Consider the following 17,346-nt stretch of genomic DNA (forward strand, 5'->3'; position numbering starts at 1 on the left):
TTTATTAAAATCTTAGGTAAACGTTTAAGTAGTATGTGCGACCATTTCCATAGAAATAACGTGGTGCAAACACTTCAATTGGGTTGTTACTATCGTCTAGAACATCTTGATAATTTGCAAGACGACCTTGTTCAAATCCACCAGTTCTATATTCTTTACCTAGTACATTATTGATAGTCGCAAAGAAACCTACAAACTTGTCGCCTATTTTCCAAGATTTCCCACCTACTACATTTAATAGTTCATATGGGTTGAATTTTTCTTGTTTCAATAAGCCTCTAGCAATTTCTTCATCATAATTTGATACTGGTAAACCGTCTAAATCAGTCACAAAGTTTTCTGATCTTCTTAGTGGTGCAACGTCCACATATGAATTAGAGAAGAAGTTTGCAGTAGCACCTACCCACCAGTAATCTGGATCACGGTATTCAAAACCTACTTGATAAGCTTGTTCTGGTCCACCAGCGATGTGGTAATCTTTTAAATTAGTAGTTCCATCACCAAATGTTAAATCGACATTAGGAAAGTCATCACTATTTAAATAGATATTAGGATTGTTGCTATAAGTATTTGTACCAAATGCAGCAGCTGCTTTTAAAGCAATTGTTGGTGTTACTTGAACTTCCAGTCCTAGTTCTCCACCGATATTGCGACGATCTATGTTAGTCATCACTTCTTGTACAAAAGCGTTACCATCTTGAGTTGGAGCACCAGATAAACCTTCTACAAAATAGAAGCCTACATCCGTACCATCTTTAAATTGTGTGAAGTAACCTGTTAATCTAGCCTTTACAATAGGAGATCTGTAGATATAAGATATATCTGTAGAATATACTGTCTGAGACTCTAGTCCAGTTGTAGTATTATTGTTTTGTCTGGCATTAGGGAAAGCGCTTCTTATTGTAGGAGCATCTGTTAAATAAACTCCGTTAAAATCAATAAAGCTTTTACCGCTTAATTTATAAGTAGCACCACCCTTAATTCCAAAGTTGGTAAAATCTAGTTGTTCTCCTTTTCCAAAAGAATTGTCAGCAAAGTTACCATTACGGAATTTACCATCTCTTTGATAAGAAGTTTGAGTGATGTTACCAGCTATATAGAAGTCAACCTTTTTAGTCTTAAACTGAGCTTGAGCAAATGCATCGATCTCATCAACTAATATGTCATAATTGTACTTATAGCGATCACCTTCGCCTACAATACGATTAGGGTTGTTTAAATCTGATTGTGCCGCTTGATCTTGTGTTATGTTAGAGGTTTCTTGTGCAAAGAAATCTACATCTAGATAACCACCGCCACCTAAAAGATCATCTATTTTTGCATAGTTTTCACTTTTTAAATTACGATAGCTCACTCCACCTGTGAATAAAATATTATCTGTAATATCTGCAGTAAGAATTGAGTTTACCATTAAAAGATCGTCATCGATACGATCTTCTTGTATAGCATAAACACTAGTTCCTCCTTGTTGAGTAAATGAAGCGTTTGCTCTATAAAGTGCATCCCAATCTAACTGACCGTTACTTACAAACTCTTGTTGAGCTAGATAAGCATTAGAATAATCTAAACCATTACGTAAGAAATAACTAGGTAAATTTTGATAATAATCAGGATTAGGGTTACGTGCACCACCTATGTAAGAATCTTGACCATCTAGAGTTACTAAACGAGTACCGCCATTATCGATACGAGTGTTTCCTATACGACCAAATTGATATCCTACGTTAGTATTTAATTTCACTTTTTCATTGATTTGCCAGTTGTGGTTCAACATTAAAATAGGCTCTTCAATTTCTCTGATACGACTATTGCGTTTTTCACCATCGATATAACCCCAGTTAGGATTATAAGTAATTCCTCTTAAGTTTTTTACCTCTTCAGTCATTGGCGATTGTCTACCACGACGATTAGGTGTGTACATACCTGTGAAGTTTAAGAAATGATTGTCATTAATCTTTTTCTCTACAGATAGACCTATAGAATTTGCATCATATACAGTACCATCTATAAATCCTTCTTCTCCAGCTCTACGTGAGGCACTTATTGAGTATGCCCATCCATTACTTTTCAAGCCACTATTATAAGTTGCCATAAAGCGACCTGTGTAACTACGGTTACCAGCAGCATATGAAATACGACTACCTTCTCTTTGTTGAGAAGCACGCATGTCAATACTCTGAACACCACCTAAACCACCAAATGTATTATCTGCAGCAGATAATCCCATAGTAAAGTTTTGGTTACGTTGTAAGTCATTTAATCCACCCCAATTACTCCATTGTGGTCGTCCAGAAAAAATCTTGTTCATAGTTAGTCCATTAATAAGGACACGACCATCTTCACTATTCAATCCACGAGGCCTAAAGAATGTCGCACTAAAATCAAATGCTGCCGCTCTTAAGAAGATATCTCTTGAAGATTGTAAAAGTCCAGATACATTGTTTGCAGCATTCTGGTCATCAGACAGATCATTTTCTGTTAGTGAAATAACACCTGCAGTTTGTTCTTGATCACTAAAATCTACTCTTAAATAAAGTGGATCAATATTAACTGGTGTTAATTCATTTACAACAATAGGTAAAGTACGGTTGTAATGATCAGCTGCACTAACTTGCATTTTCTGATCTCCTTGTGGGATACCGCTAGCAAAATTAAAGAAACCATCAGCATCAGTAGTTGCTGTAAACTTGGTTCCTAAGATTTCAATCAGCGCTCCTTTAATAGGTTCTTCGGTTGATTCGTCAATTACTCGACCTTTTACCACTTGGGCACTCGCAATAGAGCCGCAGACCAGTAAAATCAACAAAATCAACTTGCTAATTTGTTTATTCATAAGAGTTGTTTATTAATATATCGTTATTAATGGGCTGCAAAAGTACGTTTTTCTATGGTTAACAGTACCTTTGGCGCGGCGTTTGTATAAATGTTTACATAATGTTAATCTAAGTTAATTAAAAGAAATGTATAAATATCTCATTACCAGTGCTTTTGTTTTTTTCGCTTTCGCTAAAGCGTCTCATGCACAACAAGATAACAATGACACAAAACAGTATAAAATACAAACTGTTGCGTTTTACAATCTAGAAAATCTTTACGATACAGAAGATGATCCTACAATCAATGATGAAGCCAGCCCTATGATGGAGATGGCTGAAGGATTAAGAGAAGACGTGTATCAAAAGAAATTAACAAACATGGCACGTGTTCTTAGAAAGATTGGTGCAGATAAGTCGGGAACTGCTCCTGCTTTAATAGGTGTTTGTGAAGTTGAAAACCGTAAGGTGCTTGAAGACCTTGCGAGCCACGAGCTATTAAGAGACTATGATTATGGTATAGAACATTACGATTCTCCAGACAGACGTGGTATTGATGTCGCTTTATTATATAAGAAGAGTGAATTTAAAGTGATTAACTCTCAGTCGAGACGTTTAGACATATCAGATCCTGGTAGTGGTCGCCGTATTTTTACTCGTGATCAATTAGTGGTAACAGGAGAGCTTAATGGCGATCCTATGAGTGTTATCGTTAATCACTGGCCATCACGCAGTGGTGGCGAGATGCGTAGTAGAGCAAAACGTGTTGCAGCAGCAGCCTTAAATCAGCAAATTATCGATTCCTTGCACGTAACTAATGCAATGGCTAAAATAATGACCATGGGAGATTTAAATGATGACCCTACTAATGAGAGTGTTCTTAAAACATTAAATGCACAACAAGATCAGGAAGACGTAAAGCCTCAAATGATTTATAATCCATACATCCAAATGTTGAAAGATGGTTTTAACACGCTTTCTTACAGAGATGCAGGAAATATTTTTGACCAGATCATGCTTACTTATCCTTTATTGAAAAAAGCAGATCAAGAAGGTTACTTCTATTATCATGCTGGAATTTATAATCCTAGTTTTATGACTAATAAATCTGGACGCTATAAAGGGTATCCGTTACGTAGCTATAATAATGGTAGTTTCACTAATGGTTTCAGTGATCACTTTCCTGTATATGTATATCTTATAAAGGAAGAGAAAGAATAATAATCTCATCACACTATAAAAAAAAGCAGCCTTTGGGCTGCTTTTTTTTATTTCTAAAAATGATAAAAAGCATTTTCTAAATGTTCGATTTTTGTTCCTGCTTTATTTTTTATAATGGCGATAATATCAAATCTAGCCTCGATATCATTACCAGCATGATGTTCAATATAATGGTCTGCAGTGGAGACCAGTCTTTTAATCTGAGCAGGCTTTAAAAAATCTTGTGGATCACCAAAATCTGGAGTGGAACGTGTTTTTACTTCGACTATGACTATGGTATTTCCTTTTTGTGCGATGATGTCGATCTCTCCTTTGAGATATACATAGTTTGTGGTAAGAATGTCATATCCATTTTTAAGCAAGTAGTTCACAGCTATTTTTTCTCCTTCTTTACCTAGTTCGTTATGATCTGCCATAATTTAATAAGTGAAAGTGATATGATTCTTTTTAATGGAAACATGCATATCTGTGCCTAGTTTTAGGCTACAGTTATCTTTTATATGCCCAGCAGGGAAATTAAAAATCACAGGATAATGATAACTAGCAGTTATGTCTTTGATAATCTCCACCGCATTTTTACCAAACGGAATTTTGTGATCTCTCATATCAGTCATTCCACCTACAATTAAACCTTTGAGCTTATCTAAATGCCCAGCTCTTTTAAGTCCATACATCATACGTTCTATATGATACACATACTCATCTATATCTTCTATAAATAGAAAACACCCATCGGTATTTGTAAAACTTTTAGAGCCTAATAGACTGTAGAGAATAGATAAATTTCCACCTACCACACGAGCTTTAAGTTCTTGAGGTTCTATATTGTTATCATTTGCAATAGATATACTTTGAGAATGACCTGTTAAGGCTTTTTTAAAACTATCTATACAAGATTGTGATTTGTCTTTAAGTTCTAATGGCATAAAGCTATGTAAACTCGTGAGATCCATCTTTTGTAAATGACTGTGTAGTATCGTAACGTCTGAGTAACCTATGATTAGCTTTTTAAAATTCGCTTTCGCGAAAGCGGAAAAATCAACATCATCGATGATCTGCACGGTACCATAGCCACCACGAGCAATCCATATGGCGTCGATATCTTCATCATTTAAAGCATCTTGAAAATCAGTAATTCTTAAGCTAGTTGTACCGCCAAATTGATGATTTATGGATCCTATAGTTTTACCATAACTCACGCGTAAACCCCATGATTCTAATAACTCATGTGCTGGCTTTAAGTCAGCCTGAACAGCGCTTCTTGCTGTACAAAGAATTCGTACATGATCGTTACTTTTTAAACCGGTATATGTATATTCTCTCAATATCAGTGATTTAGCTTGATGTGTTCTACGTGAATTTATACTAAAAGTCTTAAAACTAAGTTAAGGAATATATATCTTTATCATTAATACTTAATGTGCTAGCTTATGGAAACTTTTACATCTTGTAACACAGCTACCTTATTGCCTTATGTTCCTACGACAACAAAACCATGGAATATACAACGAATAAGGCATGTAGTAAAAAGACTGGGATATGGGCTAGACGTCGCACAAGAGAATGCCATTTTATCTCAATCACCTACGGCATTTGTAGATACTTGGATTACAGATTCTATCAATTATATGAATACACCAGCGCCGGTTTGGGGCAACTGGGCACAATCTGATTATACAGATTTTAATAGCGAGGCATTTCCTCAAATGGTAGAATGGTTGAAACAAACCTTTGATGATTCTCTTAATCTTAAATTAAGGGCTAAAATGACGCTTTTTTGGCATAATCATTTTGTGACTAAGGCAGATGATTATCAAGCGCCATCATGGCTATATCAATATTATGATCTATTGCAAACTCATGCTTTAGGTAATTTTAAAACGCTTACTAAAGAGATCGGTAAGAATGAGGCCATGCTGGTTTATCTTAATGGAGTGCTTAACAATAAATGGAGTCCAAATGAAAATTATGCTCGAGAACTTTTTGAGTTATTCACTCTAGGAGCAAATAATAATTATACACAAACAGATATTGTAGAAGCGGCTAGAGCTTTAACAGGATATAATAGCTGGACCCAATTGGGCGCGCCTATTGTATTTCAAAGTTCTACATTTGATAATACAGATAAAATAATCTTCGGTAGTGCACCTACTAATTTTGATCATGACAGTTTAATAGATCATCTTTTCAGTGTTAGAGCAAATGAGATTTCAGACTTTATCGTAAAAAAAATATATAGAGCTTTTGTGAGTCCAGAGTTGCCTTCACAGACTATAATTGATCAATTAGCGACAACATTCCGCACTGGGAACTGGGAAATTGTACCGGTTTTAAGACAGCTTTTTAAAAGTGAGCACTTTTTTGAAGATGATGCTATAGGTTCTATTATTAAAGATCCAATAGATTGCTTTTTAACTTTTATAAAAGAGGCTAATTTTCCATACACACCACAACAACTTGAAGTGTTGGTATATTATTCGGCAAACTTAGGTCAAGAATATTATAATCCAGTAGATGTTGCAGGATGGCAAGGTGATCGCGATTGGATCAATAGCAGCACGATAACCGGTAGGTGGCAAGGTCTAGAATATATTATGTGGACCACATGGAATCTAGATCAAGAGCTATTTAGAAACCTAGTTATTTCTATAGCAAGTTCTAATAATGATCCTGCGGTTATCGCTCAAGAAATGGTGGATCGATTTGTTCCAAAAACATTGCATACTACGGCAGACTATGCTCTAGCAACACAAGTATTTAAAGGAGATGTGCCTCAAAATTATTATGATAATATGCAATGGAATCTTCAATGGGGTTCTGTTCCTTATCAAGTGGTTTTATTACTGCAACACATTTTTAGAATGCCAGAATTTCAACTTAAATAATTAGCGCTATGTGTGATACTCATAAAAAACATCAAGACCCTAATTCACAAGCGCATCATGAAGAACATGAAGCCTGGAGCCGTAGAACTTTTTTACAAGCCCTAGGTATTGCCGGTGCAGGAACATTTGCATTAGGTGGAGCTCAGATTTCTAGTGCGATGGCTAGCCCTATTACAGCGGCGTTATCATCTAGTACAAATGATCGTGTTTTAGTATTAATAAGGCTGAAAGGTGGAAACGATGGTTTGAATACAATTGTCCCATTAAATCAGTACGGTACTTATGCTTCTCAACGACCTAACATCGCACTTGCTCAAAGCAGCCTCTATAATTTATCGACAGACTATGGGTTGCCATCATACATGAGTAGTTTGCAATCTCGATGGGGAAATGGAGAGATGAAAGTTGTACATGGTGTAGGATATGCAGGCCAGGATTTATCACATTTCAGATCTAGTGATATATGGGCAAGCACAGATGCTGTAAATAATGAAGAAACCGGATGGATGGGTAGATTTTTTGAAAATGAGTATCCTAATTTTTTATTGAGTCCGCCAGCTATTCCGCCGGCGATACAAATAGGTAGTTTAGGTAATCTAGCTTTTGAAGGTATACAAACTAATTATGCCTTTTCTGTGGCAGATCCACAACAGCTTTATAATCTAGCACAAAACGGATGGCAGCACGATGCGTTGAATGTGCCACCATGTACTTATGGCGATCAGTTAAGCTTTTTAAGAACTACTACTAACACCACGTTTGCTTATGCAGGTGTTATCAATACTGCATATCAAGCAAGTACAACGCAAGCCACATATGGAAATCATACCATTGCAGACCAGCTGGCAATTGTTGCAAGATTGATTAAAGGTCAATTAGGAACTAAGGTTTATATGGTAACCTTAGATGGGTTTGACACACATGCAAATCAAGCTAGTACTCATGCAGATCGTATGCAAAAATTAGCAGATTCAATTGACGCTTTTTATACAGATCTTGCGGCCTACGGAAATCAGGATGAAGTATTGTGTATGACTATATCAGAATTTGGTCGTCGTGTAGAAGAAAACGGTTCTAACGGTACAGACCATGGCGCTGCAGCACCTATGATGCTTTTTGGTGGTGGATTAAACGGTAATGGCTTTATAGGATCGCATCCTAGCTTAACTAATCTAGATGCAAATGGTAATATGATCTATAGCACAGACTTTAGAGATATATACTCTACCGTTATGAAAGAATGGTTGTGTATTGATCCTACAGTGGTAGATCAGGCGATGCTTAATGGTAATTATAACAATATAAATTTAGGATTTAATTGTACTACTTTATCAAATCCATCTTTTGAAAATCAAGATTTTAAACACTTTGTGGTCAATAGACAGGACAGCGATGTGCTATATCTAAAAATGGATGTAGGGCGCAAGTTGGATATTAAGGTTTACAATTTCATGGGCCAGCAAATAGGTCAGTTAGCAAATGAATATTACATGCCTGGTGTTCATGAGATCGATATAAAAGCAACGCTACAAACTCGATTAGCATCTGGTAATTATATCTACAGAATTAGTTCTGGTACAGATCAGTACTCGAGCCAGTTTTTGATACGATAACTCTCTGATTATATTTTGATTTGTGTTTACGCTTTCGCGAAAGCATCATTATAACCATCAACCTGCTATAAAAACACGTGCATAGCTGTTTCATTAATCGTAAATTTGCAACTCTCAAAATAAGTTCATGAGCAGTCAACAACGATTTACGATTACGGCAGCATTGCCATATACTAACGGTCCAGTTCATATAGGTCACCTTGCAGGTGTGTATGTGCCTGCAGATATTTTTGCACGTTACCAGCGCATGCGTGGTAGTGATGTAGCCTTTATTTGTGGTAGTGATGAGCATGGTGTTCCCATTACTATTAAGGCAAAAAAAGAAGGTATTACTCCGCAAGAACTGGTAGATCGTTATCATAAAATTATAGGCGACTCTTTTGAAGAATTTGGGATCACCTTTGACCATTATGGTCGTACTAGTTCTACAGAGCATCATAATACAGCAAGTGCTTTTTTTACAAAACTCTATAATGACGGTAAGTTTATAGAACAAGTAACAGAGCAATTATACGATCCAGAAGCAGACCAGTTTCTAGCAGATCGCTTTGTAGTAGGTACTTGTCCTAAGTGTGGTAATACAGAGTCTTATGGAGATCAATGTGAGAAATGTGGAACTTCTCATAACGCAACAGACTTAATAGATCCTAAAAGTGCTATTACAGGTAATATACCAGAACTTAAGGAAACTAAACACTGGTTTTTACCACTAGATGAATATAGCGACTGGTTAAATGAGTGGATTGTTGAAGGACATTCTAAGGATTGGAAAGCTAACGTTTTAGGTCAAGTAAAAAGCTGGATTACAGATGGTTTGCATCCACGTGCCGTGACGCGTGATCTAGATTGGGGAATTCCAGTTCCTGTAGAAGGAGCAGATGGTAAGGTGTTATACGTTTGGTTTGATGCTCCTATTGGCTATATCTCAGCGACTAAAGAATGGGCAGCTCGAGAAGGCAAAAATTGGGAAGATTACTGGAAAAAGGATGATACAAAACTATTGCACTTTATAGGTAAGGATAATATTGTTTTTCACTGTATTATTTTCCCTGCAATGTTAAAAGCGCATGGCGATTATGTGATGCCAGATAATGTGCCAGCAAATGAATTTTTAAATCTAGAAGATGATAAGATTTCTACTTCTAGAAACTGGGCCGTTTGGTTACATGAGTATCTAGAAGATTTCCCTGGACAGCAAGATGTGTTACGTTATGTATTAACGGCAAACGCACCAGAGACTAAGGATAATAATTTTACTTGGAAAGATTTTCAAGCGAGAAATAATAATGAGTTAGTTGCAAACCTAGGAAACTTTGTAAACCGTGTTATAGTATTGACTAATAAATACTACGACGGTATTGTTCCTGAAACGGCTAATCTTGCTCAAAGAGATCTAGATGTTTTAGAACAAATCAAAGCATTTCCTAAAACCATAGGTGATAGTTTAGATCGTTATCGTTTTAGAGAAGCATTGCAAGAATTAATGAACTTATCCAGTATAGGTAATAAATACATTGCCGAAGAAGGATTAGAACCATGGAAACTAGCTAAAACAAATCCAGAGCAAGTGCAAAACATTATGTATGTGTGTTTGCAATTAACTACTGCGCTTGCTATATTAAGTGAACCTTTCCTACCGCATACTTCAAGTAAGTTAAAAAGTATGCTCGGTTATTCTTTACTTGATGCGGAATCTACTAGTTGGATTCGTGTAGCAAGCTCAGAACCATTACTACCATCCAACCACAAAATCAATAAAGCCGAGTTGCTTTTCTCTAGAATAGAAGATGAACAGGTAACCGCACAATTAGAAAAATTAGAAGCTACTAAAGCTGCAAATGCGGCAACAATTCCTAACCTTATGCCACAAAAAGACGAGACTAATTACGACGATTTCATGAAAATGGACTTGCGAGTAGGAGAAATTCTTACTGCTGAGAAGATGCCTAAAACTGACAAGTTAATGGTCATGACCGTAGATACTGGAATAGATAAAAGAACTATCGTTTCTGGAATCGCAAAGCATTTTAGTGCTGAGGAATTAGTAGGTCGTAAAGTAACCGTACTGGCAAATCTTGCTCCTAGAAAACTACGTGGTGTAGAATCTCAAGGAATGATTCTCCTTGCCGAAGATCCAGAAGGAAAACTAGTCTTTGTAAATCCAGATGATGCCGTTGTGAATGGTGCTACTATAGCATAAATTTATTTCCAAAGGGCAGACTTAAGTCTGCCCTTTGGGATGAGACAAGAAACTCATTGTTAACTAGCTTTCACTCATTTCAACTTTATTATCTCAAGCCGTAACTTTATGTTTAAACCAAATTCACGCAGATGCAACGTTGTTTATATGGTTTAATTATAATCTTAATATCGTCGAGTTGTTCGACTATTCAAATAAATTATCATCGTGATAGGATCCTAAAAAAGTATTCAGACGATTATAAAATCTATTTAGACTCATCATTAATTGAACTAAAAAACTATTATCTCGATAGGAATAATGTAAAATCAGTTGTACGAGATAAGAGCAAAAAAGCTATTCATATTGATAGAGATTCAATGATTGAATTTTTAGAATTCAAAGAATATTTTTTGGAAATAAAAAATGATAGAATGGTGATTCTGAATGGAATTCCTGTAGAATCTGAAAAAGGAAAAAACTTGAAGGTTAGTCCTAAATCTTTGATGGAGATCACTGTTTTAAAAAATGATTCAATTAACTCTCAATTATTTCATCGTAATTATAAAGATGTAATAATTTTTAGAATTCAAGAATGATTGCTTTTCTGCCCTTAGGGAAAACTACACCTGTTCAAAGTCTTGACTTAACGTACCAGACTTATGATGTTCTTTCTGATTTTTTATATAGTTTGAAATCATAGTTATGTCCTTTTTGCTGACTGTGAAAGCGCCATAACCTCTAGACCATTCAAAAATTCCTTGATTTCCAGACAACTCATTCATAAATCTAGAACTAGTTCCTTTTAATTGTTGAGCGATGTAGGAGACTGTAATTTTAGCAGGCATCTTTAGTAGAATATGTAAATGGTCAGGCATGCCATTTATCATCAATGGTACAATTTCAAGCTCTTCCATTTTCTCTCTTAGGAATTTATGGAGTTTAAGTTCTAAATTTTCCATAATCATAAAATCTCTATGCTTTGTGACAAAAACAAGATGTATGTAGAGTTGCAGGTTGTTACGTGACATAACTTAAAGATAGGAAAACATTTCATTCTCTAAGGGCAGACTTAAGTCTGCCCTTAGAGAATAAGATTAATCCTTCCACTCCGCAATAAACAAATTCGTATCACGTCCACCACCATTATTGCGGTTAGATGAAAAAGCTAGATATTTTCCATTATTAGAGAATACGGGAAATGCGTCAAAAGTTTCACCGTGTGTGATGCGTTCAAGACCAGTTCCATCAGTATTGATCATGTATAAGTTGAAAGGAAAACCGCGCTCAGCTTCAAAATTTGAAGAGAACAATACTCGCTTACCATCTGGTAAAAAGAAAGGTGACCAATTAGCATTTCCTAACTGCGTTAACTGGCGTAAATCAGATCCGTCTGCATTACAAATGTAGAGTTCCATCTCTGTAGGCTGTACTAATCCTACTTTCAATAAATCTTTATATTCTTTGATTTCAGCTTCGGTCTTAGGTCTTGAAGAACGGAAAATGAGTTGTGTACCATCTGGTGAGAAGAATGCGCCACCATCATAACCTAATTCATAAGTGATTTGCTTCACATTACTACCATCTATATTCATAGTATATAATTCTAGATCACCGCTGCGATCACTAGTAAATACAATTTTATCGCCTTGCGGAGAAACAGTAGGCTCTGCATCATAACCTTTTTCGTCAGTTAATTGAGCTGTGATATTTCCTTCTAGATCTGCGACAAAAATGTCATAGCTGTAATAAATAGGCCATACATATTTCCCGTTTTCTTTCAATGGAGTATCTGGACAATCATCCATCGCAAGGTGCGTACTTGCATAAATGATATGCTCATTATCTGGTAAGAAATAAGCACAGGTCGTTCTTCCTTTACCAGTAGAGACCATTTTAGGCACGCTTTCGCGAAAGCTATCTCCATTATTCATCAAGAACATTTGATCACATTCTACATCCCAAGCGGTGTTGTTGCTTTGAAACACCAGTTGTTTATCATCAAAACTCCAGTAAGCCTCGGCATTATCGCCACCAAAGGTCACCTGCTGGATATCCTTAAAATGATTTTCACCTTCCATAATCAATGGATTGTCATTGACTTTTTCTGCTTCAGTTGTAGCTGCTGCTTCAGTATTTACAGAGTCTTTACAGCTTATAACAGCCATTAATGCGATTAGAAATAGGAACGTTCTCATGGATGATTTAATTTTGAGCAAAATTACAAGCTAGATATGAGAATCACGACACTTTTTATAGCCATTTGTTTATTAGTCTCTTGCAAGACAGAAGTGAAACCTTTAGAACCTGTAAAAGGTAATATGAAAGCCGATGTGGTCTATCTAGCGTCAGACGACTTGCAAGGTCGTGAGACTGGTACTTCTTATGAATTGCAAGCAGCAGATTATATTGCAAAACGCATGAAAGAATCTGGTCTAGAACCTAAAGGTAATGAAGGAACTTATTTCCAGACTTTTTCTTTTAAACCTTCAAGCGATCCACATCAAGAAGCTGCCTTTACAGATGAGAAAGGCGATGCATTTCTTACAGGTACTAACGTTCTAGGTTATATTGATAATGGCGCTGCACAAACAGTAGTAATAGGTGCGCACTATGATCACTTAGGAATGGGTGGTGAAGGTTCTCTACATCGTGAAGGAGAAGCAATCCATAATGGAGCAGATGATAATGCGAGTGGTGTTGCGGTTATGTTAGACCTAGCTTACGAATTGAAAACGAGCGATAAAAAAGGGAATAACTACTTATTCATGGCATTTTCTGGTGAAGAAATGGGATTATTAGGTTCTAATTACTTTACTAAAAACCCGACAATTGCCCTAGATTCTATTACCTACATGATTAACATGGATATGGTCGGCAGGCTAAATGAAGAAAACACTTTAGCAGTATATGGAACAGGAACTTCACCACGATGGAATCAGATTGTAAATGCGGTCAATAAAGATTTTGAACTAGCGCTAAGCGAGAGCGGTGTAGGTCCAAGTGATCACACGTCGTTTTACTTAAATGATATTCCGGTATTGCATTTTTTCACTGGCCAACATGAAGATTACCACAAACCAGGCGACGATGCCGAGAAATTGAATTATGATGGGATGCAAAAAATCTCTGATTATATCTTAAGAATCACTGCAGAGTTTGATAACGCTGGAAAACTAGCCTTTAGAAAAACAAAAAACGAGAGTGAAGAAGTGCCGCGTTTTAAAGTAGGCCTAGGCGTAGTTCCAGATTATTTATTTACCGGAAAAGGAATGCGTATTGATGGAGTAAGCGAAGAGAAACCAGCACAAAAAGCAGGATTGTTGAAAGGTGATGTCGTTGTAAAACTAGGTGATAGTACTATAGTAGATATGATGAGTTACATGCGCACATTATCAACATTTGATAATGGTGATAAGACTATGGTAACCGTTGATCGTGATGGTAAAATGGTGGAGAAAGAGATTGAGTTTTAGGCTTAGGAATTATTTAGAGAGTGAGCGTTTCTAGTCTCGTTTAAATTTAATTCTCTTTTTGTTTTTCTATTTACATTTTCAGACTATTTTTGCACCCAATCTCAAGGGGTGCTTTTAGAAATAAAGGCTGAGATAATACCCAAGGAACCTGGGCGAGTAATGTCGCTAAGGGAAAAGATTTAAGTTAGTTGATTTGTGTGCTATAATTTCGCTTTCGCGGAAGCAGGCTTCGCAACTATCTTTATCAAGAGAATCCTTCAAACATTTTATTTTAATCAAACCGAATAAATGCCCCTTTTATTTGAACTTAAAAAAAGTTCTAATGAAACATTTATCTCGCGTTGTAATTGCTATGGCATTAACCGTAACCGGCCTAGCAACAGCGCAAACAACACAAGAAGCAGACACCACAAAATCTGAAAAACTAGATGCGGTGCTTGTAAAAGCTGTACGTGTAAATGCAAAATCGCCTATCACACACGGTAACCTTACTAAAGAGGAAATTGCAAAACGTAACTTAGGACAAGACATTCCTATGCTACTTAATTTTTTACCATCTGTAGTTACCACCACTGATGCTGGTGCTGGTATAGGTTATACAGGATTAAGAGTACGTGGTGTAAGTTCACAATCTACTAACGTGACCATCAATGGTATTCCTTATACAGATGCAGAATCGCTAGGTACATTTTGGGTAAATCTAGGAGACTTTTCTTCTTCTGTAGAGAGTTTACAACTACAGCGTGGAGTAGGAACTAGTACTAATGGTAGTGGTGCCTTTGGAGCAAGTATTAATGTATTAACTGATGCAGTTTCTAAAGAATCCAGCGGTGAAATCTCTAATTCTATAGGTAGTTTTAATAGTAGAAAACACACTGTAAAGTTCTCAACAGGTCTCATGAATGATCACTTTGAGATTGCAGGTAGATTGTCTAACATACAATCTGATGGTTATATCGACAGAGCGACCTCAGACTTAAAATCGTATTTCTTACAAGGTGCTTATGTAGATGATAATACCTTAATTAAAGCGGTGACTTTTGGTGGTAATAATGTTACTTATCAATCTTGGTTTGGTATCGATAAGGCAACGCTTAGAGAAAACAGAACCTTTAATCCAGCTGGTCAATATGAAGATGAGAATGGTGTCACTCAATTTTATGATAACGAGGTAGATGATTATAGACAAGATCACTATCAATTACACTGGAACCAGCGTTATAATAGAAACTGGTCTACTAACATAGGATTGAACTATACTTACGGGCGTGGATTCTTTGAGCAGTTTAAAGAAGATGATGACTTTTCTACCTATGGATTTGATGAACTAACAGTTGATGGACAGACTGTAAATACAACAGATGTAATACGTCGTCGCTGGTTAGATAATGATTATTATGTTTTTAATGCGAGCGCAAATTATAAAAATAGAAATCTAGACATGATTTTCGGGACATCCATCAGTCATTATGACGGTGATCATTATGGTGAAGTGATATGGGCAAGATTTGCAAGTCAAAGCAATATCAGAGACCGATATTATGATGGTAATGGTAAAAAGAATGACTTCTCTGTGTTCTCAAAAGCTACTTATAAGCTTAATGATAAAGTTCAATTGTATGGTGACTTACAGGTAAGAAACGTAAATTATTCTACGTCTGGGATTACATCAGATCTTGTAGAATTGTTAGTTGATGAGAATTACACATTCTTTAATCCTAAGGCCGGTATAACGTATAAGTATAACGATAATAATGATTTATACCTATCGTATGCAAGAGCAAATAGAGAGCCTAATAGAAACGATTTTGAAAGTGACTCTTCTATCAGACCAGAACAGTTGAATGACTTTGAACTAGGATGGCGTCACAAAGAAGGCAACTTCTCCTTCAATGCAAACGGTTACTTAATGTTATATAATGAGCAATTAGTGTTAAGTGGTGAGTTAAATGATGTAGGTGCACCATTAAGAACTAATAGTGGTGAAAGCTATCGTTTAGGTCTAGAATTAGAAGCTGTAATACCAGTTAATAGTAAACTTACAATCCAGCCTAATCTAGCTTTAAGCAGCAATAAGAATAAAGAAACCATAAGATCATTTGATGGTGAATTGCAAAATCTAGGCAGTACTGATATCGCTTTTTCACCAGAAGTAGTAGCCGCAAATGCTATCGTTTTTCAACCTATAAAAAATCTACAAGTTTCTTTACTTAGTAAGTTTGTTGGTGAGCAGTTTATGAGTAATACTGAGGCGCAAGAATCTAAATTAGACAGCTATTTTACAAATGACATCAATTTAATTTACACCATTAAGCCACGATCAGTTTTTAAAACTATTGTGCTTACTGCACTAGTAAATAACATCTTTGATGAGAAATATGAGTCTAACGGTTATTACTTTACCTATGATGACGATTTCTCTAATCCAGGCACCATCACAACTGTAGAAGGTAATGGATTCTATCCTCAAGCAGGTATTAACTTCTTAACTGGAGTAACACTTACTTTTTAAAAGTATAATAAAACTTCATTCAGGTTCTAATCTAGAAGTGATTTTAAATATCACGCTAGATTAGAGCCTTTTTTAATTAAAGACTCTAATAATATTACCACTACGTTCTACACGATAAGCTTTTAAACCATATTGTCCGCCACCTTGTGTAGGCTGGCCATTAAAGATACTGTACTCATTATTATCATCTGTACACGGACAAGATGCCGTGATACCAGAAACTGTCATTTTAGAACACTCATTAGGCGAGTGATTAGGGTCACTTAATTCATAGGCAAAATATTGTGAGTTACCGGGATGGTATATGACAAAACCACGCAAGCCACCACTATTAACCACTACAAAATTGCCAGGAAAGTTTAAAGCACCATACTGTGGTAAATTGGTGTTTAAATCTACCTGAAAGGCAAGGTTAACCAGAAAAGGATTGTTGCGAGCGTCATCATCACTTGCGCATGATAATACGATAAACAGCACACTAATAATAAACGCTTTACGCATAATTAAGTTTCTTTTAAAGACTTCAAATGTATAACGATGATATTGATATTTAGTATATTTGTTTTTGAAATCCCGCAGCAATGATGGGATTTTGTTATTTATATTCTCAATTACTGGTAAATGTAGGAGTGAATTAGAGAATACGC

The 17,346-nt window shown here is 36.0% G+C and carries 13 protein-coding genes and 1 riboswitch; of the genes, 7 read left to right on the forward strand and 6 right to left on the reverse strand.

The annotated features are described in order from the left end of the window. Positions 1 to 4: 4 nt before the first annotated feature. A complete protein-coding gene (locus ACJJVI_RS06355; protein ID WP_405351049.1) occupies positions 5 to 2,833 on the reverse strand; it encodes a carboxypeptidase regulatory-like domain-containing protein in 2,829 nt (942 codons plus the stop codon). Between the two features lie 127 nt (positions 2,834 to 2,960). Here ACJJVI_RS06355 and ACJJVI_RS06360 point away from each other — a divergent pair, with 127 nt between their 5' ends. Next, positions 2,961 to 4,034 (forward strand): endonuclease, encoded by a 1,074-nt coding sequence (locus ACJJVI_RS06360; protein ID WP_042245356.1) that lies wholly within the window; start codon positions 2,961 to 2,963, stop codon positions 4,032 to 4,034. Between the two features lie 53 nt (positions 4,035 to 4,087). Here the strand turns inward: ACJJVI_RS06360 and ACJJVI_RS06365 are convergent, their stop codons facing one another. Together ACJJVI_RS06365 and ACJJVI_RS06370 are read right to left on the reverse strand one after the other, a co-directional pair. Further along, positions 4,088 to 4,450, reverse strand: a complete 363-nt coding sequence (locus ACJJVI_RS06365) for a YraN family protein (protein ID WP_405351051.1) — start codon at positions 4,448 to 4,450, stop codon at positions 4,088 to 4,090. A 3-nt stretch (positions 4,451 to 4,453) separates the two neighbouring features. Further along, positions 4,454 to 5,359: an LD-carboxypeptidase gene (locus ACJJVI_RS06370; RefSeq protein WP_405351053.1), complete on the reverse strand. Its 906-nt coding sequence runs from the start codon at positions 5,357 to 5,359 to the stop codon at positions 4,454 to 4,456. Positions 5,360 to 5,464: 105 nt separating this feature from the next. Here ACJJVI_RS06370 and ACJJVI_RS06375 point away from each other — a divergent pair, with 105 nt between their 5' ends. The 4 genes from ACJJVI_RS06375 to ACJJVI_RS06390 all read left to right on the forward strand — a co-directional run bounded on the left by ACJJVI_RS06375 (position 5,465) and on the right by ACJJVI_RS06390 (position 11,310). Continuing rightward, positions 5,465 to 6,919 (forward strand): DUF1800 family protein, encoded by a 1,455-nt coding sequence (locus ACJJVI_RS06375; RefSeq protein ID WP_405351055.1) that lies wholly within the window; start codon positions 5,465 to 5,467, stop codon positions 6,917 to 6,919. Between the two features lie 8 nt (positions 6,920 to 6,927). Further along, positions 6,928 to 8,532 carry a DUF1501 domain-containing protein gene (locus ACJJVI_RS06380; RefSeq protein WP_405351056.1) on the forward strand — a complete coding sequence of 535 codons (1,605 nt, stop codon included), beginning with the start codon at positions 6,928 to 6,930 and terminating at the stop codon, positions 8,530 to 8,532. 127 nt (positions 8,533 to 8,659) lie between these two features. Next, a complete protein-coding gene (gene metG, locus ACJJVI_RS06385) occupies positions 8,660 to 10,732 on the forward strand; it encodes a methionine--tRNA ligase (RefSeq protein WP_405351057.1) in 2,073 nt (690 codons plus the stop codon). 413 nt (positions 10,733 to 11,145) lie between these two features. Further along, the gene (locus tag ACJJVI_RS06390) at positions 11,146 to 11,310 is read left to right on the forward strand and encodes a hypothetical protein (RefSeq protein ID WP_193743770.1); all 165 of its coding nucleotides are present in this window, start codon (positions 11,146 to 11,148) and stop codon (positions 11,308 to 11,310) included. A 24-nt stretch (positions 11,311 to 11,334) separates the two neighbouring features. On the opposite strand, the gene tnpA is transcribed toward ACJJVI_RS06390, so the two are convergent. Both tnpA and ACJJVI_RS06400 read right to left on the reverse strand, forming a co-directional pair. Further along, the gene (tnpA, locus tag ACJJVI_RS06395; RefSeq protein ID WP_042269362.1) at positions 11,335 to 11,742 is read right to left on the reverse strand and encodes an IS200/IS605 family transposase; all 408 of its coding nucleotides are present in this window, start codon (positions 11,740 to 11,742) and stop codon (positions 11,335 to 11,337) included. Between the two features lie 66 nt (positions 11,743 to 11,808). Beyond that, entirely contained in the window at positions 11,809 to 12,909 is a 1,101-nt protein-coding gene (locus ACJJVI_RS06400; protein ID WP_405351059.1) for a TolB family protein, read from the reverse strand. Positions 12,910 to 12,945: 36 nt separating this feature from the next. On the opposite strand from ACJJVI_RS06400, the gene ACJJVI_RS06405 reads away from it, so the two are divergent. Both ACJJVI_RS06405 and ACJJVI_RS06410 read left to right on the forward strand, forming a co-directional pair. After that, complete coding sequence (locus ACJJVI_RS06405) at positions 12,946 to 14,187, forward strand: M28 family peptidase (RefSeq protein WP_405351061.1); 1,242 nt, start codon at positions 12,946 to 12,948, stop codon at positions 14,185 to 14,187. 94 nt (positions 14,188 to 14,281) lie between these two features. Beyond that, positions 14,282 to 14,377: riboswitch (TPP riboswitch) on the forward strand. A gap of 132 nt (positions 14,378 to 14,509) precedes the next feature. Next, positions 14,510 to 16,699: a TonB-dependent receptor gene (locus ACJJVI_RS06410; protein WP_405351063.1), complete on the forward strand. Its 2,190-nt coding sequence runs from the start codon at positions 14,510 to 14,512 to the stop codon at positions 16,697 to 16,699. A 72-nt stretch (positions 16,700 to 16,771) separates the two neighbouring features. Here ACJJVI_RS06410 and ACJJVI_RS06415 read toward each other — a convergent pair whose 3' ends face one another. Next, entirely contained in the window at positions 16,772 to 17,200 is a 429-nt protein-coding gene (locus ACJJVI_RS06415) for a hypothetical protein (protein ID WP_036583017.1), read from the reverse strand. Positions 17,201 to 17,346: the final 146 nt, after the last annotated feature.

It is taken from the genome of Nonlabens sp. Asnod3-H03, assembly GCF_045063665.1.
In the GTDB taxonomy this organism is placed as follows: domain Bacteria; phylum Bacteroidota; class Bacteroidia; order Flavobacteriales; family Flavobacteriaceae; genus Nonlabens; species Nonlabens ulvanivorans.